The sequence below is a fragment of the Mariniluteicoccus endophyticus genome, from assembly GCF_054780035.1.
In genome coordinates this window covers 72028-93506 of sequence record NZ_BAAGXC010000020.1, presented here as the reverse complement: position 1 = coordinate 93506, position 21479 = coordinate 72028, and the positions used below count along the sequence as shown (strand labels likewise).

General features: G+C 71.3%; 24 protein-coding genes and 2 tRNA genes. 18 read left to right on the top strand and 8 right to left on the bottom strand.

Annotated features, from left to right (window positions below; genetic code table 11):
- Positions 1–80: 80 nt before the first annotated feature.
- The gene (locus ACYVGD_RS09785) at positions 81–803 is read right to left on the bottom strand and encodes an ABC transporter permease (RefSeq protein ID WP_460743401.1); all 723 of its coding nucleotides are present in this window, start codon (positions 801–803) and stop codon (positions 81–83) included.
- Positions 804–872: 69 nt separating this feature from the next.
- Here ACYVGD_RS09785 and dnaG point away from each other — a divergent pair, with 69 nt between their 5' ends.
- The 3 genes from dnaG to ACYVGD_RS09770 all read left to right on the top strand — a co-directional run bounded on the left by dnaG (position 873) and on the right by ACYVGD_RS09770 (position 4257).
- Positions 873–2738: a DNA primase gene (gene dnaG, locus ACYVGD_RS09780; protein ID WP_460743258.1), complete on the top strand. Its 1866-nt coding sequence runs from the start codon at positions 873–875 to the stop codon at positions 2736–2738.
- A 102-nt stretch (positions 2739–2840) separates the two neighbouring features.
- A complete protein-coding gene (locus ACYVGD_RS09775; RefSeq protein WP_460743255.1) occupies positions 2841–3710 on the top strand; it encodes a sigma-70 family RNA polymerase sigma factor in 870 nt (289 codons plus the stop codon).
- 28 nt (positions 3711–3738) lie between these two features.
- Positions 3739–4257: a hypothetical protein gene (locus ACYVGD_RS09770; protein ID WP_460743254.1), complete on the top strand. Its 519-nt coding sequence runs from the start codon at positions 3739–3741 to the stop codon at positions 4255–4257.
- Positions 4258–4261: 4 nt separating this feature from the next.
- On the opposite strand, the gene ACYVGD_RS09765 is transcribed toward ACYVGD_RS09770, so the two are convergent.
- A complete protein-coding gene (locus ACYVGD_RS09765; RefSeq protein ID WP_460743252.1) occupies positions 4262–5548 on the bottom strand; it encodes a glycosyltransferase 87 family protein in 1287 nt (428 codons plus the stop codon).
- Between the two features lie 156 nt (positions 5549–5704).
- Between ACYVGD_RS09765 and ACYVGD_RS09760 the strand changes: the two genes are divergently transcribed.
- Positions 5705–5777 (top strand) — tRNA-Asn (locus ACYVGD_RS09760).
- Positions 5778–5830: 53 nt separating this feature from the next.
- On the opposite strand, the gene ACYVGD_RS09755 is transcribed toward ACYVGD_RS09760, so the two are convergent.
- Positions 5831–7246: an alpha,alpha-trehalose-phosphate synthase (UDP-forming) gene (locus ACYVGD_RS09755; protein WP_460743250.1), complete on the bottom strand. Its 1416-nt coding sequence runs from the start codon at positions 7244–7246 to the stop codon at positions 5831–5833.
- 71 nt (positions 7247–7317) lie between these two features.
- On the opposite strand from ACYVGD_RS09755, the gene otsB reads away from it, so the two are divergent.
- The 14 genes from otsB (at position 7318) to ACYVGD_RS09685 (ending at position 16549) form a co-directional block, all read left to right on the top strand.
- On the top strand, positions 7318–8154 hold the full coding sequence (otsB, locus tag ACYVGD_RS09750) for a trehalose-phosphatase (protein ID WP_460743248.1): 837 nt from the start codon (positions 7318–7320) through the stop codon (positions 8152–8154).
- Positions 8155–8228: 74 nt separating this feature from the next.
- Positions 8229–9566, top strand: coding sequence for a polysaccharide deacetylase family protein (locus tag ACYVGD_RS09745; RefSeq protein WP_460743246.1), 1338 nt, complete (start codon positions 8229–8231; stop codon positions 9564–9566).
- Between the two features lie 39 nt (positions 9567–9605).
- A tRNA-Ile gene (locus ACYVGD_RS09740) sits at positions 9606–9679 on the top strand.
- Positions 9680–9744: 65 nt separating this feature from the next.
- A complete protein-coding gene (locus ACYVGD_RS09735; protein WP_460743244.1) occupies positions 9745–10677 on the top strand; it encodes a tyrosine-type recombinase/integrase in 933 nt (310 codons plus the stop codon).
- Positions 10674–11093 (top strand): hypothetical protein, encoded by a 420-nt coding sequence (locus ACYVGD_RS09730; protein ID WP_460743242.1) that lies wholly within the window; start codon positions 10674–10676, stop codon positions 11091–11093. The genes ACYVGD_RS09735 and ACYVGD_RS09730 overlap by 4 nt, the downstream gene beginning before the upstream one ends.
- 174 nt (positions 11094–11267) lie before the next feature.
- Positions 11268–11570: a hypothetical protein gene (locus ACYVGD_RS09725; protein ID WP_460743240.1), complete on the top strand. Its 303-nt coding sequence runs from the start codon at positions 11268–11270 to the stop codon at positions 11568–11570.
- 828 nt (positions 11571–12398) lie between these two features.
- Entirely contained in the window at positions 12399–12815 is a 417-nt protein-coding gene (locus ACYVGD_RS09720; protein ID WP_460743238.1) for a hypothetical protein, read from the top strand.
- Positions 12812–13153: a hypothetical protein gene (locus ACYVGD_RS09715; RefSeq protein ID WP_460743236.1), complete on the top strand. Its 342-nt coding sequence runs from the start codon at positions 12812–12814 to the stop codon at positions 13151–13153. The genes ACYVGD_RS09720 and ACYVGD_RS09715 overlap by 4 nt, the downstream gene beginning before the upstream one ends.
- A complete protein-coding gene (locus tag ACYVGD_RS09710) occupies positions 13150–13503 on the top strand; it encodes a hypothetical protein (RefSeq protein WP_460743234.1) in 354 nt (117 codons plus the stop codon). Before ACYVGD_RS09715 ends, ACYVGD_RS09710 begins: the two co-directional genes overlap by 4 nt.
- Positions 13500–14546 (top strand): hypothetical protein, encoded by a 1047-nt coding sequence (locus ACYVGD_RS09705; protein WP_460743232.1) that lies wholly within the window; start codon positions 13500–13502, stop codon positions 14544–14546. The genes ACYVGD_RS09710 and ACYVGD_RS09705 overlap by 4 nt, the downstream gene beginning before the upstream one ends.
- Positions 14543–15004 carry a hypothetical protein gene (locus ACYVGD_RS09700; protein WP_460743230.1) on the top strand — a complete coding sequence of 154 codons (462 nt, stop codon included), beginning with the start codon at positions 14543–14545 and terminating at the stop codon, positions 15002–15004. Before ACYVGD_RS09705 ends, ACYVGD_RS09700 begins: the two co-directional genes overlap by 4 nt.
- 87 nt (positions 15005–15091) lie before the next feature.
- A complete protein-coding gene (locus tag ACYVGD_RS09695; protein WP_460743228.1) occupies positions 15092–15595 on the top strand; it encodes a hypothetical protein in 504 nt (167 codons plus the stop codon).
- Positions 15596–15611: 16 nt separating this feature from the next.
- Positions 15612–16109 (top strand): HNH endonuclease, encoded by a 498-nt coding sequence (locus ACYVGD_RS09690; protein ID WP_460743226.1) that lies wholly within the window; start codon positions 15612–15614, stop codon positions 16107–16109.
- Between the two features lie 131 nt (positions 16110–16240).
- A complete protein-coding gene (locus ACYVGD_RS09685) occupies positions 16241–16549 on the top strand; it encodes a hypothetical protein (protein ID WP_460743224.1) in 309 nt (102 codons plus the stop codon).
- Here the strand turns inward: ACYVGD_RS09685 and ACYVGD_RS09680 are convergent.
- The 5 genes from ACYVGD_RS09680 to ACYVGD_RS09660 all read right to left on the bottom strand — a co-directional run bounded on the left by ACYVGD_RS09680 (position 16546) and on the right by ACYVGD_RS09660 (position 21407).
- Positions 16546–16791: a hypothetical protein gene (locus tag ACYVGD_RS09680; RefSeq protein ID WP_460743222.1), complete on the bottom strand. Its 246-nt coding sequence runs from the start codon at positions 16789–16791 to the stop codon at positions 16546–16548. The genes ACYVGD_RS09685 and ACYVGD_RS09680 overlap by 4 nt on opposite strands.
- Positions 16792–16804: 13 nt before the next feature.
- Positions 16805–18028: a tyrosine-type recombinase/integrase gene (locus ACYVGD_RS09675; protein ID WP_460743220.1), complete on the bottom strand. Its 1224-nt coding sequence runs from the start codon at positions 18026–18028 to the stop codon at positions 16805–16807.
- Positions 18029–18328: 300 nt separating this feature from the next.
- The gene (locus tag ACYVGD_RS09670; protein ID WP_460743218.1) at positions 18329–19603 is read right to left on the bottom strand and encodes a glycosyltransferase 87 family protein; all 1275 of its coding nucleotides are present in this window, start codon (positions 19601–19603) and stop codon (positions 18329–18331) included.
- Positions 19591–20406, bottom strand: coding sequence for an HAD family hydrolase (locus ACYVGD_RS09665; protein ID WP_460743216.1), 816 nt, complete (start codon positions 20404–20406; stop codon positions 19591–19593). Before ACYVGD_RS09665 ends, ACYVGD_RS09670 begins: the two co-directional genes overlap by 13 nt.
- An 8-nt stretch (positions 20407–20414) precedes the next feature.
- A complete protein-coding gene (locus ACYVGD_RS09660; RefSeq protein ID WP_460743214.1) occupies positions 20415–21407 on the bottom strand; it encodes a hypothetical protein in 993 nt (330 codons plus the stop codon).
- Between the last annotated feature and the right edge of the window lie 72 nt (positions 21408–21479).

Sequence of the window (21479 nt, the reverse complement as noted above, 5' to 3'; positions counted from 1 at the left end):
ACGGGGATCGCCTACCAGCCGGGATCTCCCTCTCCAGCCAGCCGACCGACAGGTCCTCCTGCGGTCTGCCGGCGATCCTCTCAGGGGTGCAGCTGGTCGCGCAGGTCCGCCGGGAGGATCTTCCCGGCGGCGACGAGCCGGTGGGCGACGGCGACGCAGACGAACTGGGTGGCGAGGATGCCGAGCAGCACCAGCAGCTGGGCGGCGCCGGCCTGCAGCGGGTCGCCCCCGCCGAGGAGGACGCCGACGAACGCGCCGGGCAGCGTCACCAGACCGACGGTGCGGGTCGAGTCGAGGTTGGGCACCAGCGCCTCGGCGCGGACGGGGGCGGTGATCTCGGCCATGGCCTGGGTGCGGGTCAGCCCGATCGACAGGGCGGCCTCGTACTCGCCGATGGCGTCGCGCAGCGCGGCGAACTCGCGTCGGGCGAGCAGCGTGTGACCGGTCATGGTGTTGCCGATGATGATGCCCGCGATCGGCACCAGCGCGGCACCGTTGAGCGGTGAGGTGCCCGACACGAACACGAGCGCGAGCACCGGCAGGATGCCGGCGGCCATGGCAACCGCCACCCAGGGCCAGCACCGGCGTACGTCGCAGCGGGTAGCCGACGTCCACACGGCCACGGCGAACATGAGCGCGACGAACGCCGCCGCCCACACCAGATGGGTCAGCGCGGCGGTGATGAGCAGCGAGACGACAGCCAGCTGGACGGTCGCGCGGAGGGCGGCGACGACCACCTGCCTCTCCAGCCGCAGCCGCGTCACCACCGAGACCGCCACGGCGAGCAGGACGAGACCCACCAGCGCGATGGCCAGGCGGTGGTCGAGAGCAGTCGTCACGACGCATCACCTTAGCCCGCGTACACTGCCCACGTGGCAGGCCGGATCAGGGACGAGGACATCGCGGAGGTGCGCTCGCGCGCACGCATCGACGAGGTCGTCGGCTCGGTCGTGGCGCTCAAGAACGCCGGCAGTGGGTCGTTGAAGGGCCTGTGCCCGTTCCACGACGAGAAGACCCCGAGCTTCCAGGTCACACCAGCCAAGGGCTTCTACTACTGCTTCGGCTGCGGCGAGGGCGGCGATGCCATCACGTTCTTGCAGAAGCACGACAACCTCTCGTTCGTCGAGGCCGTCGAGAACCTCGCCGACCGCGTCGGCGTCGTGCTGCGCTACGAGGACGGCGACGGCGGCCCGCGCGTCGAGCCGGGCTTGCGTACGAGGATCCTCGAGGTCAACCAGCTCGCCGCCGAGTTCTACGCCGCCCAGCTCGCCACCCCTGACGCCCTCGTGGGGCGACAGTTCCTCGACCAGCGCGGCTTTGACCGTGAGGCGGCCGAGCAATTCGGCGTCGGCTATGCCCCGCGCGGCGGCCGCGTGCTCATGAACATGCTGCGCGGCAAGGGCTTCTCCGACGGCGACCTGGTGAAGGCGGGCCTCATCCGCGAGGCCGGTTACGACTTCTTCCGCGGCCGCCTGCTGTGGCCGATCCGTGACGCGTCGAAGCAGGTTGTCGGGTTCGGCGGGCGACGCATCTACGACGACGACCGCGTCCCGGCGAAATACATGAACACCCCCGAGACCGTGGTCTACAAGAAGTCCCACGTGCTCTATGGCCTCGACCTGGCGCGTCAGCAGATCGGCAAGAAGTCCCAGGCCGTCGTCGTCGAGGGCTACACCGACGTCATGGCGGCCCACCTGGCGGGGGTCGACACCGCAGTCGCGAGCTGCGGCACCGCCTTCGGCGACGACCACGCCCGCATGCTGCAGCGGCTCATGGGCGGCGACGCGTTCAACGGCGAGGTGATCTTCACCTTCGACGGCGACGCCGCCGGTCAGAAGGCCGCGCTGAAGGTCTTCGACGGCGACCAGAACTTCATCGCCCAGACCTACGTCGCGGTCGAGCCCAGCGGGCTCGACCCGTGCGACCTCCGGCTCCAGCACGGCGACGCGGCGGTCCGCGAGCTCGTTGCCCGCCGCGTCCCCCTGTACCGCTTCGTGATGGCGAACGTGCTGCAGCGCTACGACCTCGACCGCGCCGACGGCCGCCTGCAGGCCCTGCGTGCCGCGGCACCCCTGGTCGGCTCGATCCGCGACACCTCGCTGGTCTCCGGCTACGCCCGCGAGCTGGCCGGCATGCTCGGCATGGACCTCGACGAGGTCCGCCGCGAGGTCTCGGCCGCGAGCCGACGCGGCGCCCGCGCCGCCGAGTCCGTCGAGGTGCGCGCACCCGAGCCGGAGCGGCGCCCCAGCGGCGACCTGCCCATGCCGATCCCGCGCCAGCGCGGGCTGGAGGTCGAGCGCGACACCGCCAAGCTCATGGTCCAGCGTCCCGACCTGTTCACCGCCACCTGGTACGACATCACCCCCGACGACTTCACCCACCCGGCGTACGCGGCCGTCTTCGCCGCCTGCCGCGCCGCCCAGAGCCAGGACTCCGACGCCGAGTGGAGCCAGCGCGTACGCGAGGCCGCGCCCGGCGAGACAGTGCCCCAGCTCGTCGTCGCACTCGCCGTCGAGCAGTTCCTGCACGTCCCCGACGAGGCGTACGCGGCGGCGTACGCGGCCAAGCTGCGGCTGTTGACGACCAACCGGCGCATCGCAGACCTGAAGTCCCGGCTCCAGCGCACCAACCCCGTCGACCACCAGGCGGAGTACAACTCGATGTTCTCCGAGCTGCTGACGCTCGAGCAGGCCCGCAAGGCCCTCCAGATCGCGACGCTGGGGGCCAACGAGCGCTGACCCTGTGACGCCGTCCACAGGATCGGTGTTGTCCGTCGGTCGTCACCCACAACCGGCCGGCCGGGCCCGGGGGAGGACCGGTCGGCGGCGAGGCTTCCACCCATGGAGAACCTGGTCCTCGACGAACCGCTGCTCACCCATGACGACGAGATCGACCTCAGCCGCTGGCTGGAGGCCGCCACCTATGCCCGTCACCTCCTCGACACCGGTGCGGTGCCGGCGGGGACGACGGTCGCCGAACTCGAGGAGGTCGTACGCCGGGGCGAGGAGGCGCGCCGCCGGTTCGTCGAGGCCAACCTGCGGCTCGTGCGGCGCGAGGTGCGTCTCACCGTGCGCCGCTGGCCGCTGCCGGAGGAAGAGCTGTTCCAGGAGGGGGCCGTCGGGCTCGTCATGGCCGTCGACCGGTTTGACCACACGCTCGAGTGGCGGTTCGCGACCTATGCCCTGCGCTGGATCCGTTCCCACATCGGAAAGGCGGTGCTCCGCCGCTGCGGCCAGCTCCACCTCACCACGCACGGTGCCGAGCTGCGCCGGCTGGCGCTGGTCACCGCCGAGCGCCTCTCGGCCGACCTGGGGCGGCCCGCGACGTCGGCGGAGGTGGCCGCCGAGATCGGCCGCCCAGTGGACTCGGTCGCGGCGGCGCTGGAGCACTCCCCTCCGGTCAGCCTCGTCGACGAGGAGGGCCGCACCGTCGAACGTCCCGACCCACGCGCCCAAGCCGCGTTCGCCGCGGTCCTCGAGGCCCTCGCGCCGCGACCGGGGATCCTCGACGCGCTGCCCGAGGACGAGCGTCAGGTGCTGGCTCTTCGGCACGGGTTGCTCGGCGACGAGCCGTGCACCGTGACCGAGGTCGCCGCACGGTTGTCCCGGTCACGGGCCTGGGTGCGCAAACGTGAGCGGTCCGGCATCGAGCGGCTGCGCTCCGGGGCGGTCCTGGGGACCGAGCTGCTCGAGGCCGGCACCGCGGCATAGGTGGGGCGACCCCACTATCCTTCGTCCCATGGGACTGTTCCGCCGCCACCCCCGCCTCGACCCGCAGGACGAGCGCGACCTGACGCGCGCCCGGGTGTCGGTGGGCCTGCGCGCGTCCGCCCGCGTCCTGGGGGCCGAGGAGACGGGGACGGGCTGGTGCGTGGCCCAGACCGACGCGCTGGCCCACAACGACGGGGCGCCCCAGTGGGTCGTGGTGCCGTGGCACACGATCGAGCGCGGCGGGTTCAACGCCCAGGCGTCGTCGCTCACGTGGGCCCTGTCCGACGGCCGGCGGGGGAGCGTACGTCTGGACTCGCCCGGGCAGCTGCCGGAGATCTTTCGTGAGAGGGTGGAAGCGACCATCCTGCTCGAGGAGCATGTGCCCATCGAGGGCACGCGTGAGGGCGGAGTGGTGAGCGCTCGGCGTGCTCCAGATGGCGACGAGGTCGTGTGGCGCGTACGCCGGGGCCGGGGCACGCCGAACACCGACGAGGTGAACGCCCTCCTCGACGCCCGCCTGGCCGAGCTGCGCGCCGAGTATTCCTGACAGGTCAGGCGCGCGCGGCGTCGCGCCCGGGGGTGTCGTGCTCGCCTGGGGGACCGACCGAGGCGGGGGCCGGGACGGCCTCCTCGGCACGGAACGTCAGCGGCAGCCAGGTCATGCCGAGGCGACGCCGCTGGGCGATGGCCATGCCGGCGGCGAGGATGAAGAACGCGGTGCCGATGATGAGCGACCCGGCGTCGATGAGCAGCATCGGCAGCGGCCACTCGAACTCGTTCTGTCCGTCGATGAACTCGTCGAACGGTGCCCACATCACCCACAGGCAGAAGCCGAGGCCGACGAAGCGCAGGAAGTCCGGCAGCCGCGTGTCACGGAGCAGGATGATCACCAGCGGCAGCACCCACACGAAATGGTGGCTCCAGGAGATCGGCGACATGAACAGGCCGGCGAACGCGGCCAGGCACAGGCCGAAGCCGTGGTGGCCCTGACGGTGCCACAGGATCGCCGCGAGCAGCCCCAGTCCGCCCACGATGCAGGCCAGCAGCATGCCCTCGAGGGGGATCTTGTCGGGGTTGAGCTTGGTGAACCGGATGTAGTTGCCGATCATCGACTGGTTCGCGTAGTACTTCATCGAGACGTTGAAGCCGGAGTCGCCGGCGATGAGCCGGCTCCAGAACTGGACCGACGACGACGGGAGCAGGATGAAGCCCAGGATGGTCGCCGCGGCCGTGGAGGCCAGCGACACGAGGCCCGCGCGGACCTTGCCGACGCAGAACAGGTAGAGGCTGAAGATGAGCGGGGTGAGCTTGATGGCGGTGGCGACGCCGGTCATCCAGCCCTCGGGGAGGAACCTGCGGCCCAGCAGGCGCGGACCGGGCATCAGGTCGAGGAACACCAGCATCAGCAGCACGAGGTTGACCTGGCCGAAGCCGAGCGTGACTCGAATGGGCTGGATGAGCCACAGGGCCGCGACGGAGACGAGCGACAGCTGCCAGCCCGTGAAGCGCAGACGATGGACGCACGCCATGACGATGAGGGCGTTCAGCAGCAGCCAGACGACCTGCATCGGGTGGGTGTCGAGCAGCGCGAGCGGCGCGGACATGACCGCGGCGATCGGCGGGTAGATGAACGGGAACTGGTCGCCCGGGACGGCGTAGAACGGCTGGCCGGCGAGGACGCGCTCACCGGTGCGGATGTAGACGTCCAGGTCGAGCATGATTGGACGCCACGGGTAGAACTGGCCGTCCTTGATGCCCGTCGCGCCCGCGTACACCGCCGCGAAAAGGGGCGGGATCGCATAGACCAGCGCAAGCGCGATCCTTCTCACCCAGGTCATCGCTTCCCTCTCTCGACCACGTGCCTCGACCTCGGGACGGTATCAGCTCCCCCCAAGGCGGGGCGCGCACCACGTCGGGCACCGGGAGGATCGGCCGACTTGCGGAGCCCCGGGGCAGTTGCTAATGTTTCTGCTCGCGCCACCTCGTGGACGCGGTCCTCCATAGCTCAATTGGCAGAGCATTCGACTGTTAATCGAAGGGTTACTGGTTCGAGTCCAGTTGGAGGAGCAGACAGGGGCCGGAAGCATCGCTTCCGGCCCCTCACTCGTTCTCTGCGCCCCTCACCCCTTGGCGGCGAGGTCGTTGAGGAAGCGCGACGCCCACCGGTCGATGTCGTTGTCGAAGACCTGCCTGCGCAGGGCCTTCATGCGACGGCGGTGGTTCGCCGGGGTGTCCTCGACCGCCTGCACCAGGGTGTCCTTGATGTCGTTGATGTCGTAGGGGTTGATCTTGTAGGCCTGCTTCAGCTCGTACGCGGCGCCGGTGAACTCGCTGAGCACCAACGCGCCGTCGTTGCCGGAGCGGCAGGCGATGAACTCCTTCGCGACGAGGTTCATGCCGTCGCGCAGGGGAGTGACGACCATGATGTCGGCTGCCGAATACATCGCGGCCATCTCCTCGCGCGGGAACGACGCGTGCAGGTAGGTGATCGGCGGGCGCCCGATGCGGCCCGAGTCTCCGTTGATCTGGCCGACGAGACGGTCGATCTCGTCACGCAGCCGCTTGTATTCCTCCACTCGCTCGCGGGAGGGGGTGGCGACCTGCAGGAACACCGCGTCCTCGGCGTCGACACGTCCCTCGGCGACGAGCTCGCCGAAGGCGCGCAGCCGTTGCTTGATGCCCTTGGTGTAGTCGAGGCGGTCGATGCCGAGGAAAACGTGCTTCGGGTCGCCGAGGTCGCGCCGGATCTGCGCGGCGCGCTCCTTGACCTCCGGCTTCTGCGCCAGCTTCTGGAACCCGTCGGCGTTGATCGAGATGGGGTACGCCCGGGCCACCGCCGTGCGCCCGTCGGGGAGCCTGACGGTGTCGCGGTGGGTCTCGTGGCGCAGGCGCTGGCGGACGAGGCGTACGAAGTTCTGGGCCCCACCCGGCAGCTGGAAGCCGATGAGGTCGGCGCCGAGCAGGCCCTCGATGATCTGGCGGCGCCACGGCAGCTGGGCGAACAGCTCGACGGGTGGGAAGGGGATGTGCAGGAAGAAGCCGATGGTCACGTCGGGGCGCAGCTCGCGCAGCATTTGCGGCACAAGCTGGAGCTGGTAGTCCTGAACCCACACCGTGGCGCCTTGGTCGGCAGCCTCGGCGGCGCTCTCGGCGAACCGGCGGTTGACATTCACGTACGCGTCCCACCACTCGCGGTGGAACTCGGGGAAGGCCACGCCGTCGTGGTAGAGCGGCCACAGCGTGGCGTTGGAGAAGCCCTCGTAGTAGTCGGTGACATCCTCGGCCGACAGCGGCACCGGGACTAGGTAGATCCCGTCGTCGGTGAACGGCTCCAGAGTCTCGTCGGCTGCGCCGTGCCAGCCGACCCAGGCGCCCTCTTGGGCCTTCATCACCGGCTCGAGCGCGGTCACCAGACCGCCGGGGGACGTGCGCCAGTCGACGCTCCCGTCCGGGAGCTCCACCCGGTCGACGGGCAGCCGGTTGGCCACCACGACGAAGGATGCGCGCTTGTTCTCGGGCTTGCTGGTCTTGGACATGGGATCGCCTCCGGGGGCCAAGTCTAGAGGTCGACATTTCTCGGGACACCCCGCCTCCTAGGGTGGGCGGCATGAGCGATGCGTACGCAGACCTTGCCCGCACCGACGAGGGACGCGCCGCGGTCCGGGCACTGGTGGCCGACCCCGACCACGCGATGGTGGCCCTTGACTTCGACGGCGTGACCGCACCGATCGTCGACGACCCGGATCAGGCGTACGCGCTGCCGGCGACCATCGACGTGCTGGGTCGGCTGGGACGCCTCGTTGGGACGCTGGCCATCATCACCGGTCGCCCCACCCGCACCGCCGTGCGGCTCGGTGGTCTCGACCGGGCTGAGGCCCTGGACCACCTGGTCGTGCTGGGCCAGTACGGCGTCGAGCGGTGGGACGCGGCGACCGACACCTACACCGAGCCGGAGCCGCCGGAGGCGATCGCGCGGCTGCGCGCCGAGCTGCCCGGCCTGCTGGTGGACGCCGGGCACCCAGGGCTCTACCTCGAGGACAAGGGGCGCGCCCTGGCCGTCCACACGCGCACAGCACCCGACCCAGCGGCGGCGCAGCGCGACGTGCAGGGCCCGGTCGCCGAGGCCGCGCAGCGGCTCGGCCTGCACCTGGAGCCCGGCCGCCACGTGCTGGAGGTCCGGGCGGCGGGCATGGACAAGGGTCAGGCGCTCGAGGCGCTCGTCGCCGAGCGCGGCGTACGCGCGGTGGTGTACGCCGGCGACGACCTGGGGGACGTGCCCGCGTTCGAGAAGGTCCGCGAGCTGCGTGGCCGGGGCGTTCCGGGCGTGCTCGTGCGTTCGGCCTCTCCCGAGCAGGACGCGCTCGCCGCGCTGGCCGACGTCGAGGTCGACGGGCCCGAGGGCGTCGCACGGTGGCTGGAGGGCCTGGCCGACCTCCTCGGCTGAGAATCACGTCGGCGTCACCGCCCGGGGAGCCTGCGGACGCTACGATTCCCGCACCGCGACCCCCCGGAGGAACCATGCGTACCCTCGCGCGCGTCCTGTGCGCCCTCGTCCTGGCCCTGACCTTCGTCTGTCCGGCGGCGGCCCACGCCTACGACGTGGGCGGGGCGATCGGCGACGCCTGGCGTGCCGGGGCCCGCAGCGCGATGGGCGACCCGACCGGGCCGGAGGTGTGCGGCCTGCGTGACCGTGGCTGCTACCAGAACTTCCAGCGGGGCGCCATGTACTGGCAGCAGGCCGCCGGCGCCCACTGGGTGCGCGGCGCCATCCAGGAGCGCTGGGGCACGATGCGCTGGGAGAACTCGCCATTGCGCTACCCGACCACCGACGAGCGCTGCGGGTTCCGCGACGGCGGCTGCTTCAACCACTTCCAGGGAGGTTCGATCTACTGGTCCCCGGCCAGCGGCGCCCACCCGGTGTGGGGCCTGATCCGGGACCGCTGGGAGTCGATGGGCTGGGAGCGCTCCCCGCTGGCCTATCCGGTCGAGGGCGAGCGTTGCATCATCCGCAACAGCGGCTGCTTCCAGTACTTCCAGGGCGGCGCGATCTACTACTCGCCCGCGACCGGCGCCCATCCCGTCTTCGGGGCGATCTTCGACCACTGGCGCGACTCGGGCTGGGAGGCCGGGCGCTACGGCTATCCCACGGGCGGCGAGGCGTGTCGCACCGAGGGTGGCGGACGCATCTGCGACCAGCGCTTCGAGCACGGCACGATCACCTGGCGCAGCGACCGCGGCATCGTGACCGGGGTCGACTGCCGCGTGGCCAGGTGCGTGGCGCTTACCTACGACGACGGCCCGTCGTCCCACACGTCGCGCCTGCTCGACACGCTGGGCCGCGAGGGCGTGAAGGCCACCTTCTTCGTCGTCGGTGACATGGTCGACTCGCGCGGCCCGACGGTCTCGCGCGCCGCGTCGATGGGCATGGAGATCGGCAACCACACCACCCATCACGGCACGCTGTCGTCGATGAGCTACCAGGGTGTGCGCAACGAGCTGAACCCGACCAGCGACAAGATCCAGCGCCTGACGGGCCGGCGCCCGGTGTGGATGCGGCCGCCCGGTGGTGCCACCTCGACCACCGTCCAGCAGGCTTCCGCCGACATGGGCATGGGCGTGGCGCTGTGGAGCGTTGACCCCTACGATTGGCGCGACCGCAACGCCGCCACCGTCACCGATCGCGTGCTCCACGACGTGCGTCCCGGCGCGGTCGTGCTCATGCACGACCTCCACGGCACGACCGTCGACGCCGCGCCGGGCATCATCCGCGGGCTGAAGGCGCAGGGCTACACGCTGGTCACGATGTCCGAGTTGCTCGGCCAGCCCGCGCCGGGACAGGTCTACCGCTCGCGCTGACACCCGCCGGGTGGCTGGCCGGGCTACGATGCAGCGCAGGCGCCGTTAGCTCAGCCGGTCAGAGCAGGGGACTCATAATCCCTGGGTCGTGGGTTCAAGCCCCACACGGCGCACGACAAGGGAATACGCGAGTACTCACTCCCGCACAGAGGTCGAACAGCCGAGTATCCTCACTCTCGTGAGCACTCAAAAGACCCCCGCGAAGGTCGTCCCGGTCGCCCCGGACGACCTCGCGGCGCTGCTGCCCGACTGGCAGATTCACCTTCGGGCCAAGGGCCGGTCCGCCGGCACTATCAACTCGTACCTGAACGTCGCCCGCACCTTCGTCGCCTACCTCGTGGCCCAGGGCATGCCGACCGGGGCGAACGCCGTCGCCCGCGAGCACGTCGAGCACTATCTAGCCGACATGCAGGCCAAGGTCGCCCCGGCCACCGTCGCCAAGCACTACCGGTCCCTGCAGCAGCTCTTCCGCTGGCTGGCCGACGACGGTGAGATCCCGCGATCGCCCATGGAGCGCATGCAGGCGCCCCACGTCCCCGAGCAACCGGTGCCCGTGCTGTCGGTGGAAGACCTCACGAAGCTGCTCGCGACGTGCAAGGGCAACACCTTCGAGAACCGTCGAGACCTCGCGATCATGCGCCTGTTCATCGACACCGGCATGCGAGCCGGCGAACTGGCCGGGTTGACCCTCGACGACGTCGACTCCGACCAGATGGTGGCCCACGTCGTGGGCAAGGGCGGACGCGGTCGTGCGTGCCCGTTCGGCGCGAAGACGGCCGACGCGCTGCGCCGCTATCTGCGGTTCCGCCGGTCCCACCCCCAGGCGGACCGGGACGCGCTGTGGCTCGGCAAGAAGGGCCCCATGTCCGATTCGGGCGTACGCCAGATGCTCGAGCGCCGAGCAGCAGACGCCGGCGTGCCGAACGTCCACCCTCACCGCTTCCGCCACACGTTCGCGCACCTCTGGTTGGCCGAGGGCGGGCAAGAGAACGACCTCATGCGGCTGGCCGGGTGGCGCTCGCGGGAGATGGTCGGCCGCTATGCCGCGTCCGCCGCAGACGAGAGGGCCCGTGACGCGCACCGTCGTATGGGGATCGGGGACCGGCTATGACGGGCCTCGAGCAGCGCGGCACCGAGCACCGAACCACCCAGCGGGTCACGCTGCTCTGTCCCGAGGGGCACCATCTGGGCCGGTTGGACACGTCGCCCGCGTTCGCGGACGTGGATCTTCGGCCGGAAACGCTCGACGGTCAAGAGCTCGTGTGGATCGACGGGCACCTGCTGGCGTGGCGGTGTCCGAAGTGCGTCGCCAGCGGATTGCGCGGCGCCACCCAGGTACGGATGCTTCGACTGGAACACGTCGTCTTGGTCCCCGCCGTGATGGTGGAGCACGGCCCGGCCCACACGCGCTTGCGACTCTCGCGAGCCGCCATCGATCGACTGGTCGCTCGCCTCACGCGCGACGGTCGTGCACCATCCGTTGACGACCACGCTGCGGCTTACCTTGAGGCAGCCATGCACGCCTAGCCAAAATCGGCGCCGGTTGACTCGCACACCTTTGTGCGTACCCTTGTACGTGATCGGCGCCCCGCGGCAGCGGGGAAGTGCCGGGCCTCTCGTTGGGCTGCTGGATGCAACGGGGCTTGGGGTGACGTGACCTGCGGGGCGTCACCGCTGAGACCTGCCCGAAAAGAGCATCCAGTGGGAACCAAGTCAACACGCTCGAACCAGTCCATCGCCGGTGAGATCGCTGCCCGCGTGAGGTGGGCGAACACCCCCGACCGCACGGCAGCCACTGCAGCAGCGCGCCGCGGGCGGCGCGCCAAGCTCGAGGCCGAGATCCGCGAGCAGCATCCCGACCTGTCGTCCGACGAGATCGAGTACCGAGTCGACCAGCTCATGCGGGCCCATATGCTCCGCATGAGCCTGGCAGCCAAGAAGGCCCGCGCAGCGAAGAAGTCGACGCCCGCACCCCCGAGCAAGCGTCTGGGGGCGGCCTCGTGACTCCGAACACGCGAAGCGCCCGGGAGGCTTCCACCCCATCCCGGGCGCCCATGAGGATTCCCCGCACACCGCAGTACGACGACTGCGGTTCCACCATAGGGCGGACCCCCGACAGGTGGCCGGTCACGCGCCGGGGGGTGGCAACATGACGACCCGCCCACTCGAGTGGCTGCGCCGGCTGGTCGACGCCCCCTGTGCGGCGTGCGGGCTCGCCCTCACTCCCGGCACCCGTGACCCCCACTGCGGTTGCGAGACCCCACGCCCGCCCTGGCCAACCGCGCGCACCACCGCGAAGGGCAACCCGGCAAAGGTCGTCGCGGTGTCCACGGTCTACGCGGTCGCCGGTGTGGTGGCGCGGTACGCGAACGGCAGAACGGGTGAATTCTTCTTGTCGTACGCCACCGCTGGGCGTCGCGTCGACGTCTCACCCGAAGTGGCCGGCCGAGCGCTGGGCTCGTTGGTCGACGGGGGGTGGCTCGAGGTAGTCGCCCGAGGACGGGGCCGCGGGGCAGCCACACCGCAGGCGACGAAGTACCGGCTGTCGATCCCGCGTCAAGGCGGCGTGGATGCCGGACAGACGAGTGACCGTCAAGGTGGCACGGGTGTCGGGCAAACCCCGGGCGATCAAGTGGGTACGGGTGCCGGTCAGACTGGCACGTCAACATGGCAATCCGACCCCGTCAACATGGCAATTGACCGCCGTCAAGGTGGTACCAGTGCCAACCCAAGAGAGGAACTACAAGAGATTCATCATCAAGGGGGCGCGCACGCGCGCGCCGCCGGCGTCGGCCTTGTCCGGGACGCGCAGCACTCCGCCAGGGGCGGTGAATGATGATGGACGTCCTCGATCAGGAGATCCGCGCCCTCGCGTTCCTCGTCTGCACCGAACGGGACCGACAGGGCCATGACCCCGTATGGGACCAGGCCGGCACGTGCAAGGCGTTGCGCCAGCTCGTCAACGACGGGCTGAGCGTCCCCGCCGCGCTCGCGGCCGGGTACGCCGCCGCGGCCGATCCGAAGGCCCGCACGCCGCTCGCCATGACTTGGGCGCAGAACCGGACCGCCACGCCCAGCGGCGGGAAGTCGTCGACGACCGGCCCGCGGTGTGGGATCTGCAACCGTGAGCGGGCCCAGCACGACCGGGCGATCCACAAGGGCGTCGACCTGCCGCACGAGTTCGAGCTACAGACGCCCCCGCCTGACCCCGGCCGTCTTTGTCGTGAACTGCGGAAGGGGCTGCAGTGAGCGGGGCCGGGAAGTGGTCGGTGAGGACCGGCGGCGGCGTCTGCTGGCACTGCGGCGCGGTGCTTGTCGGCTCGCGGCCGCGGGTCGCCGCCGGCGTGAAGGTGAACCGTGACGTCCCGTCGCCGCCTCGTCTGCTGTGCCGTGCGTGCTGCGAACTCGCCGGTGTCGACGACGTCGATCGCGTGCTCGAGGCGGTCGAAGCCCTCGAGCCGGTGTGGACGAGCTCGGACGATCTACGGCTGGTCGCGGCTGCGGCGCGTGGGTGGGCGAACCTGCGCCTGGCGACGCTGCCTCGTCCGCGGGAGATCTTCCCGCATCGTCCGGGGTGGTTGCCGTGAGCGGACCTGTCATCGACGTGTGCGGGGTGTATCTGCCGGTCCAGGTGGTGGTCGACGCCCTACGAAGTGAGGCGTTCGCCCAGCTCGAGCGCGACCCGCGGACCAACGTCGCCCCGCTGTTCGAAGCTGCTGCCCGGCTCAAGTCGTGTGGTAGCGCACGACTTCGGGCCGAAGTGTTGGGGGCAGCGCCGTACATCAGTTTGGCTGAGTGGGAAGAGATCCACGGGTACGCCAAGGGATCCGCCCGGCACCTCGTCAAGCGCATCCCCGGTTCAGACAAGATCGCGGAGCGCTGGGTGGTCCCGGCCGACGCACCGAAACCAGACGATCCACGAAGGAAGAAACCATGAGCACCAGCAAGCGTGAAGAGCTCACCACCGTCACCAGCGATTCCGTCGACGCGGCATCCGCGCGTGAGCTGACGTCCGGGGCCCGTGCCCTGGCCGAGTCGGTGACCGCGCCCGGGATCGGCCGCCCCGAGCGGACGAACCGGGCGATCCAGGCCGCGGAAGCCGTCGCGGCCCTCGAGCAGATCGCGGCGAGCACCGACCCGTACGCCGACGGCCAGCACGCCTACGGCCACGACCTCATCACGGCCGCCGGCTCGCACGCCTCGAGGGACCGCGACGCGGCCGCGGACCGGCTCGCGCGCTACCGCCAGCACCGCGAGCTCGTCGCCAACCTGCGGGCCGCCGCGTGGGCCGACCTCTCCGGCGCGATCGGGACCGGCGTGACGCCCGGCCGGGTGCCCGCCCGCGCGCAGTTCCTCGCCCGCTATGCCGTCAAGGAGATGACCGCCCGGGACATGGTGCCGCACACCGGCACCCTGCCCGACGCGGTCCTCGACCCGCCGCGTGGGACCGAGCTGCAGTCCGTCGCGGTGACCGTTGACGGCGACACGTCGGGCTGGCACACCGCCGCGCTGCTCGTGAACGAGGCGGCCCAGCTCGACTACGCGCCCGGCATCGCCTCGCACCTCGAGGCGCTGTTTCGCGCCCAGGTCGACGTGAAGCTCGAGACCGCGATCCTGGCCGACATCGCGGACGGTGCGCCGACCGCGCCTGACTTCGCCGCCGCCGAGGCCGCCGCCGGCGGCGCGTGGGGCGTGCCCGACCTGATCGTCTGCGACCCCGAGGACCGGCCCAAGATCGTCCGCGCGTACGCCGCCGACAACGTCGCCGCCGGCGACCGGCCCGAGATCCTGCCCACCGCTGGATGCCCGGCCGGCACGGCGTACGTGATCGCGGCCGGCGCCGTCCTCGTGCAGGCAACCGAGCCGTTCGACCTCGTCGCGACCGAGCCCGACCGACTCGGCAAGCTGATCGCGTTCCTGCGCTACGGCCGTGGCCGGAACCTCGTCGCCGGCGCGGTGCAGGTGGTGACGGTCTCGTGACCAGCTACGTCGACTTCTACGGGCTGACCCTGCCGCCCGAGCCCGCCACCCGCGTCGAGGGCGGCCCGACCGCGCCGATCGTGACCGCCGCCGTCGCCGCGCTCCTGCTGTACGTCAAGCCCGACGACCACGCCACCGTCACCCGGTGCGCCGTCGCCGCCCCTGCGGCCTACCTGCACGGCCTGCTCGAGGCCAACCCCGGCCGCGTGCCCGAGCACGTCCGCGACCTCGTCGAAGCCGCGATCAACGTCGTCGGCCCAGCGGAACGCGTCGTGCACTCCCGGCTCAAGACGTCCGGCATGCAAGGCGTGCAGTTCCGCCACCGCGCGGCCGCGCTCGACCTCGACCTCGAGCGCGCCCACGCCGCCATGCTGCAGCGCATGGGCGCCACCCACACCCAGGCCGCCCGCGAAGCCGCGGCCTACTCCCGATACGTAGCCGACTCGCTCGGCCACTAGCGGAAGACCTCGAGGCCCCGGGCAGGACGTGAACGGTCGCACGCCTTGCCCGGGGCCCAGGCACACCCACCACGACGAGGACACAGCATGCGTGAGACGTTCACCGGCTGGCGCCTCGAAGCACTCCGCACCGACGGATGGGGCTCCCGTTCAACCCTCGCCGCCACCACGCGCGCCCGGCCCTACTGGAACACCACCCACACCGCCGAGTGCACGCGCAACCCCGACCACGCACCACCCCACCCCGGCTGTTCCTGCGGGTTCTACGCCGTCCCCACCCGCGACGCCCTCCGCACGATCTACGCGCCCAGCCAGCGCGTCTGGGGCGACGCCCTCGCCGCCGTGCGCGTACGCCTCGCGCACGCCCGCCCCGCACCCGCCGCATGCCGCGACCCCGCCGGCACCCACCGCGGCCACCGCCTCACCATCATCGGCCCCGTGCTCACCCACCCCCACCAAGCCGCATGGCTCCGTGACCATCTCCCCGACGACCTCACGATCCGCCCCGTCGACCTCGACCAACTACTCGCCCCGGCCAGCCTCATCGCCGGCACCACGCGACAGCTCCGCGGCCTACGACTGTTCACCTGACCCGAGAGGAAACCCCGTGCACACCTTCCGCAACTGCCCGCGCTGCAACACCCCCGCCGCCAACGTGTACGCCTACAAGTACCAGCGCAGCGACGGCACCACCGGCACCACCCGACAGGCGTACTGCCCGACCTGCCGCAAGACCTACGGCCCCGGACGCGACCGCACCACCCCCCGACCCGAAGTCCACCCCGCCCCGCGCCCCCTCACCATCCCCGAACACACCCTCGACGACGTCCTCGCCAACCCCGGCCCCTGGCTCACCTGCCACGGCACCCGACGATGGCGCACACTCCGACGGCTGATCCTCGACCGCGACAACCACGCGTGCCAGCTCAACGGCGACGGCTGCACCGGCACCGCGACGGTTGTCCACCACATCACCCCGGCCGACGACGGCGGCAACGACCACCCTGACAACCTGCGATCCGTCTGCGCCCACTGCAACGGCGCAGCGCAGCGACCGGTCTGCCTCGACTGCGGGTCGTCGAACGTCGGATCTCGTCGGACCTGACCCGGTTTTTTATACGTCGACGCGCTCCCCGGACACCCCGGGCCTGTCCGTTCTCTCTCTCTTTCGACACAATTCGAGCTACAGGGACCGATTACGGGCGAAACGCGCCCGCCCCCACGAGAGGGAACGAAATGGCCAACGAACAGATCTCCCAGCGCGTCACCATCACCGTGGACGTCACCGTCGACGAGTACCGTGGCCGCGAGCTGGCTACCGAAGTCCTGGCGGCGCAGCTTCGGCAGCAGATCGCGGAGGGCGGTCGCGTCGAGTTCAACGGCGGGACCGTGGCTTCAGAAGACGTCGCTGCACGAGTTCAGCAGTTCCTCACTGAGAAGCCGGAACTGGTACCCCAGTTCGCCGCCGTCTGCTGCCTGGCTCGTGGCGCCGAAGTGCTCGGGGGCATCCGGGTCCAGAACTACAACTTCGGGCCCGCCAACTAGTGCAGGTGGCAGGCGGCGCGTGCGAGCGCGTCGGCCACCCGCAGCAGGCCGACGGGGTCGGCGGGGATCGTGCCGTCCACGGTGACGGTGATCGTGTCGAGGGCCAGGTCGTGGTCGTCGGCCCATGCGGTGAGCTGGACGGTGACGTCGCCGGCGGGTAGGTCTGCGGTGTGGATCCACCCGCCGGCCTCGTCGTCGTGGTGGCTGTCGGTGGCCCAGGTGGGCGCGGTCGGCTGTCGCATGTCGGCGCCCCGGTCAGACGGCCAGCACGGCGGCCGTGAGCGCCCCGTCAGGGACCGCGGTGTAGCGGGCGGTCGTCTCGGGCTGCGAGTGCCCTAGGAGCGTCTGCACGGCCCGCAGGTCGCGTGTCCCGGCGTACGCGCGCGTGGCGAACCGGTGTCGCAGCCCGTGGGCTGTCCAGTGCTCCCCGAGCAGGTCCGCGAGCGTCTTCCCGACCGCGCCCGGCTGGACGTGCGTGCCGGGCCCGACGCCGGGGAACAGGTAGCCGTCTGCGGTGGCCGCGGCCGCGTACCGGAACCCCGTCCCCGGCGTGCCCTGCCGGCGGCGTGCGAGCTCGTCGTCGATCGCCGCCGCGACCCGCGGGTGCAGCGGCACCAGGCGCGCGCGTCCGCCCTTCCCGACGACGCGTAGCGCCCCGTCGGTCACGTCGCGGGCCGGATGGACGGCGGCGATCTCCGCACGCCGCAGACCGGCGTACGCGCCGAGTAGCAGCATCAGCCGTCCCTTGTCGTCGGCGCGCTCGAGCGCGGCCTCGAGGACGTCGGTGGGGGTCGGGTGCGGTACGCCGGCGGGCACGCGGACCGAGGGGAGCTCGGCCGCCGGGTCGACGTCGAGCAGCCCGCCACGCCCGGCCGCCCACGCGAAGAACGACCGCAGGACCGACCGCGCGGCCTTGCGGGTCTCGGGCGCCCAGTCCTTGCCCGCGAGGTAGGCGAGTAGGTCGCGTTCGGTGATCGTGGTCGGGTCGGGGTGGATCGCGGCGAGCATGCCTAGGTGGGCGCGGTGCTGTCGGATCGTGCCCGGGCGTCGGCCGGCCGCGGCCAGGAACACGGCGTAGGTGTCGACGTGGCCGGCCCACCGGGGCGGGAGCTCGTACGCGAGACGGTCGGCGTTGCGGGCGTGGGCGCGTACGCCGGCGAGCCGGTCGGCGGGGAACGCCTCGAGCGCGGGGTTTGTCGCGGTCTGCCCAGTCCGGTGCGCCCACGCGTAGAAGCTCCGCACGGCGGCGCGCAGGGCTCGGGTGGTGCGGTACCCGGCCGAGCTCTCCCACGCGGTGAGGTCGGCTGCGGTGACGTGCCAGGGGTCGTGGTGGGTGCGTGCGAGGTTCCGTAGGTAGGCGGTGTGGGTCTGCCAGGTCTGGGGCTTGCGGCCGGCGTCGTCGAGGTGGGCTCGGTACGCCTCTAGCGCGGTCTGCCAGCGGGGGTCGAGGTGGTCGGTCGGCGGGGTCGTGTGGGTCATGCTCGTCATGGTGGACGACGAAGATCACGGCCTCGCCGGGCTCGGATCCGCGGCCCGCGGACGTCGTATGCGACTCGCGTACGAGGTCTGTCAGGGCCGACTCGACGTCTGTGATCCGCGGGCGCAGAATCGTTACAAACGGGGCAGCGACACGCCCGACGCGGGCCCTGATTAACAGACGGGGACTCGACGTTTCAAGGATGGGTGAATCCCCGGCATATGGGCCTGTCGCACAAGGGTTAAACCGGGAGCACTCATAATCCCTGGGTCGTGGGTTCAAGCCCCACACGGCGCACCGTCTCAGGCGTGGTCGCTGTCGCGCTCGTCGACGACCAGCGGCACCTCGGCGGGCGAGGCGAGCTCGCCGACGGGCCTGGGCCCCGGCGCCGCCGGCGTACGCCACGGCCAGACTGCGGCGAGCAGCACCATCAGCCCGCACACGATCGCGCCGCCAGCGGCGAGGAGCTTGTCGTTGACCGAGTACGCGTACTGCTCGGCCTGGGCCCAGGGGGCGCCGGGGAGGCGGGCGAACGGCTCCCAGTGCCACCACGCCGCCGACAGGAACGCCAGCCCGCGGACGACCGCCGGTGCGCCACCCTGCCAGGCGCCGATCGCGAGCGGGACGATCCAGGTCATGTGGTGGACCCAAGCGATCGGGTTGGCGAGCGACGAGGCGAGGCCGAGGACGCCGACGGCGAGCCACGGGTTTCCGTGGCGTACGCAGCGCAAGGCGGCGACGAGCGCGACCAGAACCACGACCACAGAGATGACCAGGCCGCCGGCGGATCGGTCGACGGTGTAGAAGCGCTGCCAGCCGGACAGGATCGATTGGTTGAACAGCCAGCCGAAGGCGTCGGGGTTGGCGCCGGAGTCGCCCTGGGTCAGGCGGGTCCAGTAGCCGAGCGCCGGGCCGAACAGCCCGATGAAGCCGATGGCGACCGTGGTGAGGAAGGTGAGGACGCCCACGACCGCGTCGCGGCGCCGACCGACGAGCCAGAACAGGATCAGGAACACCGCGGGAGTGAGCTTGATGCCGGCGGCCAGGCCGACGAGGACGCCGGTGGGCAGCCAGCGGGGGCGAGACCGCGCCCAGGTCGCCGCGCGCGGGTCGCCGTCGAGGGCGTCGAGGAGGCACATGGCCATGAGCACGATGCCGAGCTGGCCGAGGGCCAGCGTGTAGGTGAACGGGGCGAGCGTCGACAGGATGGCGGCGCAGACGACGGCGAGCCTCCAGCCGTCGAGCCCCAGCCGACGCAGCACCATCGACAGGGCGACGACGTTGACCCACGCCCAGGCGATCTTCATGAACGACTCGGACATCGGCGCCAGGACAAGTGACAGGATCGCGGCGAATGGCGGGTAGATGAACGGGAACGAGTTGACCAGCTCGTAGGGGTCACGGCCCGCCAGCAGTGCCGAGGCGGCCCGCCGGTAGACCATGAGGTCTTCCATCGGTGGGTTCCACCAGTTGTGGGCACCCCAGTTGCTCGCCCCGAACAGGGAAGCCGCCAGCGGCACCAGGAGCCACAGCACCCGCAGGTGCCGTCGCTGGAGGAGGGACCTCACGTCAGCCACGTTGCGATGGTAGCGGCCACGGCCGACGAAGCGTTGGAACCGATGCGGACCGCCTCGAGGCCGTCCAGCGCGGGGTGGGCCACCTCCATGACGTGGGGGTGACCCGCCCAGCGCAGCATGTCGAGGTCGTTGGGCATGTCGCCGAACGCCGCGACCGACGAGGGGGCGATGCCGAGAGAGGTGGCGTACTCGTCGAGCATGGCGGCCTTCGTGACGCCCGGTGCGCTGACCTCGAGCAGGCCGAGACCGTCGAACGCGCTGTGGGTGACGGTCAGTCGGTCGCCGACCACTGGCGCGGCGAGGGCTGCGAGGGTCTCGGCGTCACGCGAGCGGCACTGGACCAGGAGCTTGACGAACGGCTCGGCACACAACTCGTCGACGGGGGCACAGAAGAAGCGCTGGTCGCCCTCGGTCTCGGCGCGCGTCAGGCCCCACTGGTACGCAGGCTCGAATCCGAACCGCAGGCCCTGCTCGACGGCGAAGGTGACGTCGCCGAGGGCGCTGAGCAACTCGGCCACGACCTCGAGCGCGATCTCGCCCGGCACATCGTGGCGGCGTACGGCCTCGCCGGCGGCCAGGTCCCACAGCAGGGCCCCGTTGCTCGCCACCACGTACGGGTCGACCATCGGCAGGCCCTCGAGGACCTGCAGCCACCGCGGGGGCCGGCCGGTGGCAAAGACGACGCGCAGCCCGGCGTCGCGCGCCCGGGCGAGCACGTCGCGGCTGGTGTCGCTGACGGTGCCGTCGGGCATCAGGAAGGTGCCGTCGAGGTCGGAGACCACGAGCTGGGGGATGGAGTCCATCGGGTCGATCACATCTTCGACGGGGGAGTGGGCGAGCCGCCGTTGGGCCTGCCGCTGGACTCTGGGGTGGGCGAGCCGCTCGTGGGGGTGGGGGAGGCCGACTGGGGGGACGGCGAACCCGACTGGGGCGACGGCGAACCCGACTGGGGCGACGGGGACGCGCTCGACGAGGAGCTCGAGCTGGCAGTCGAGCTGGACGTCGAGGTGCCGCTGCCCTGGCCGCCCTGTGGCGGCGGGCTCTGCGGCGGCTCGTCGTGGAAGACCCACACCGCCAGCAGCACGAACAGCGTGGCCAGGAGCATCATCAGCAGCCACGACACGAGGATCGACATCCAGCCGGCCCTGTCGTAGCGGCCAGGCCAGGGCAGCGGCCAGACCCGGTTGAGGCCGGGACGGCCCATCTCGGCCCAGTGGAGTCGGAAGTCCGGGCCCGACGGCGTGCCGTGCTGCTCGGTGAGCGTGAGGTCGACCTCGGTGAGGAGGCCGACGGCGGCCTCGGGAATCCGCTCGCCGGGACCGTCCAGCGCGAGCGCGACCCACGGCGCGAGGGGGACGTCGTCGTCGGGGTGAACGGGGTCGTCGGTCTCGGGTCGGAACTTGCGCCCGAGACGGCCCTGGTCCTGCTCGTGGCCGCCGCGGGCCGCCACGTCGTCGATGTGCATGGCGTTGACCAGGCCCGAGAACCGGTCGCGCGCCGCCTTGTCGCCCGCGGCGCCACGGGATAGCTGCACCAGCAGCACGTACGCCCCGGACTCGGCGACGGTGTCGCGCGTGAGGTGGGGGGCGCCGTCGCCGTGGGCCAGGTAGGCGGCGCCGGAAACTCGGCGGTGGTGGACGCCGTCGAGCCAGTAGTCGCCGATGCGCGGCGGGTCCTCGGGCAGGAGCGGGGTCACGGGTACGCCGAAGCCGGCGTCCGGGCTCGTGTCCTGTGCGCTCATGCGTTCCTTGGTCGTGCGGCCCTGCTCGGCGCAGGTCGCCCGCTGGTGCAGGCGTACGCCCATTGTGCCCCATCGCGGACACGCCCGGATGGCCGCAGCAAGGCGTGCAGTGCTGGTGCGACCCGAGTCCTTGGG

Coding starts and splice junctions, on each gene's coding strand:
- ACYVGD_RS09755 (WP_460743250.1), bottom strand. CDS start 7,246: ATGTCCAAGACCAGCAAGCCCGAGAACAAGCGCGCATCCTTCGTCGTG.
- otsB (WP_460743248.1), top strand. CDS start 7,318: ATGAGCGATGCGTACGCAGACCTTGCCCGCACCGACGAGGGACGCGCC.
- ACYVGD_RS09720 (WP_460743238.1), top strand. CDS start 12,399: ATGATGATGGACGTCCTCGATCAGGAGATCCGCGCCCTCGCGTTCCTC.
- ACYVGD_RS09685 (WP_460743224.1), top strand. CDS start 16,241: ATGGCCAACGAACAGATCTCCCAGCGCGTCACCATCACCGTGGACGTC.
- ACYVGD_RS09675 (WP_460743220.1), bottom strand. CDS start 18,028: ATGACCCACACGACCCCGCCGACCGACCACCTCGACCCCCGCTGGCAG.
- ACYVGD_RS09705 (WP_460743232.1), top strand. CDS start 13,500: ATGAGCACCAGCAAGCGTGAAGAGCTCACCACCGTCACCAGCGATTCC.
- ACYVGD_RS09765 (WP_460743252.1), bottom strand. CDS start 5,548: ATGACCTGGGTGAGAAGGATCGCGCTTGCGCTGGTCTATGCGATCCCG.
- ACYVGD_RS09665 (WP_460743216.1), bottom strand. CDS start 20,406: ATGGACTCCATCCCCCAGCTCGTGGTCTCCGACCTCGACGGCACCTTC.
- ACYVGD_RS09660 (WP_460743214.1), bottom strand. CDS start 21,407: ATGGGCGTACGCCTGCACCAGCGGGCGACCTGCGCCGAGCAGGGCCGC.
- ACYVGD_RS09680 (WP_460743222.1), bottom strand. CDS start 16,791: ATGCGACAGCCGACCGCGCCCACCTGGGCCACCGACAGCCACCACGAC.
- ACYVGD_RS09770 (WP_460743254.1), top strand. CDS start 3,739: ATGGGACTGTTCCGCCGCCACCCCCGCCTCGACCCGCAGGACGAGCGC.
- ACYVGD_RS09695 (WP_460743228.1), top strand. CDS start 15,092: ATGCGTGAGACGTTCACCGGCTGGCGCCTCGAAGCACTCCGCACCGAC.
- ACYVGD_RS09730 (WP_460743242.1), top strand. CDS start 10,674: ATGACGGGCCTCGAGCAGCGCGGCACCGAGCACCGAACCACCCAGCGG.
- ACYVGD_RS09775 (WP_460743255.1), top strand. CDS start 2,841: ATGGAGAACCTGGTCCTCGACGAACCGCTGCTCACCCATGACGACGAG.
- ACYVGD_RS09745 (WP_460743246.1), top strand. CDS start 8,229: ATGCGTACCCTCGCGCGCGTCCTGTGCGCCCTCGTCCTGGCCCTGACC.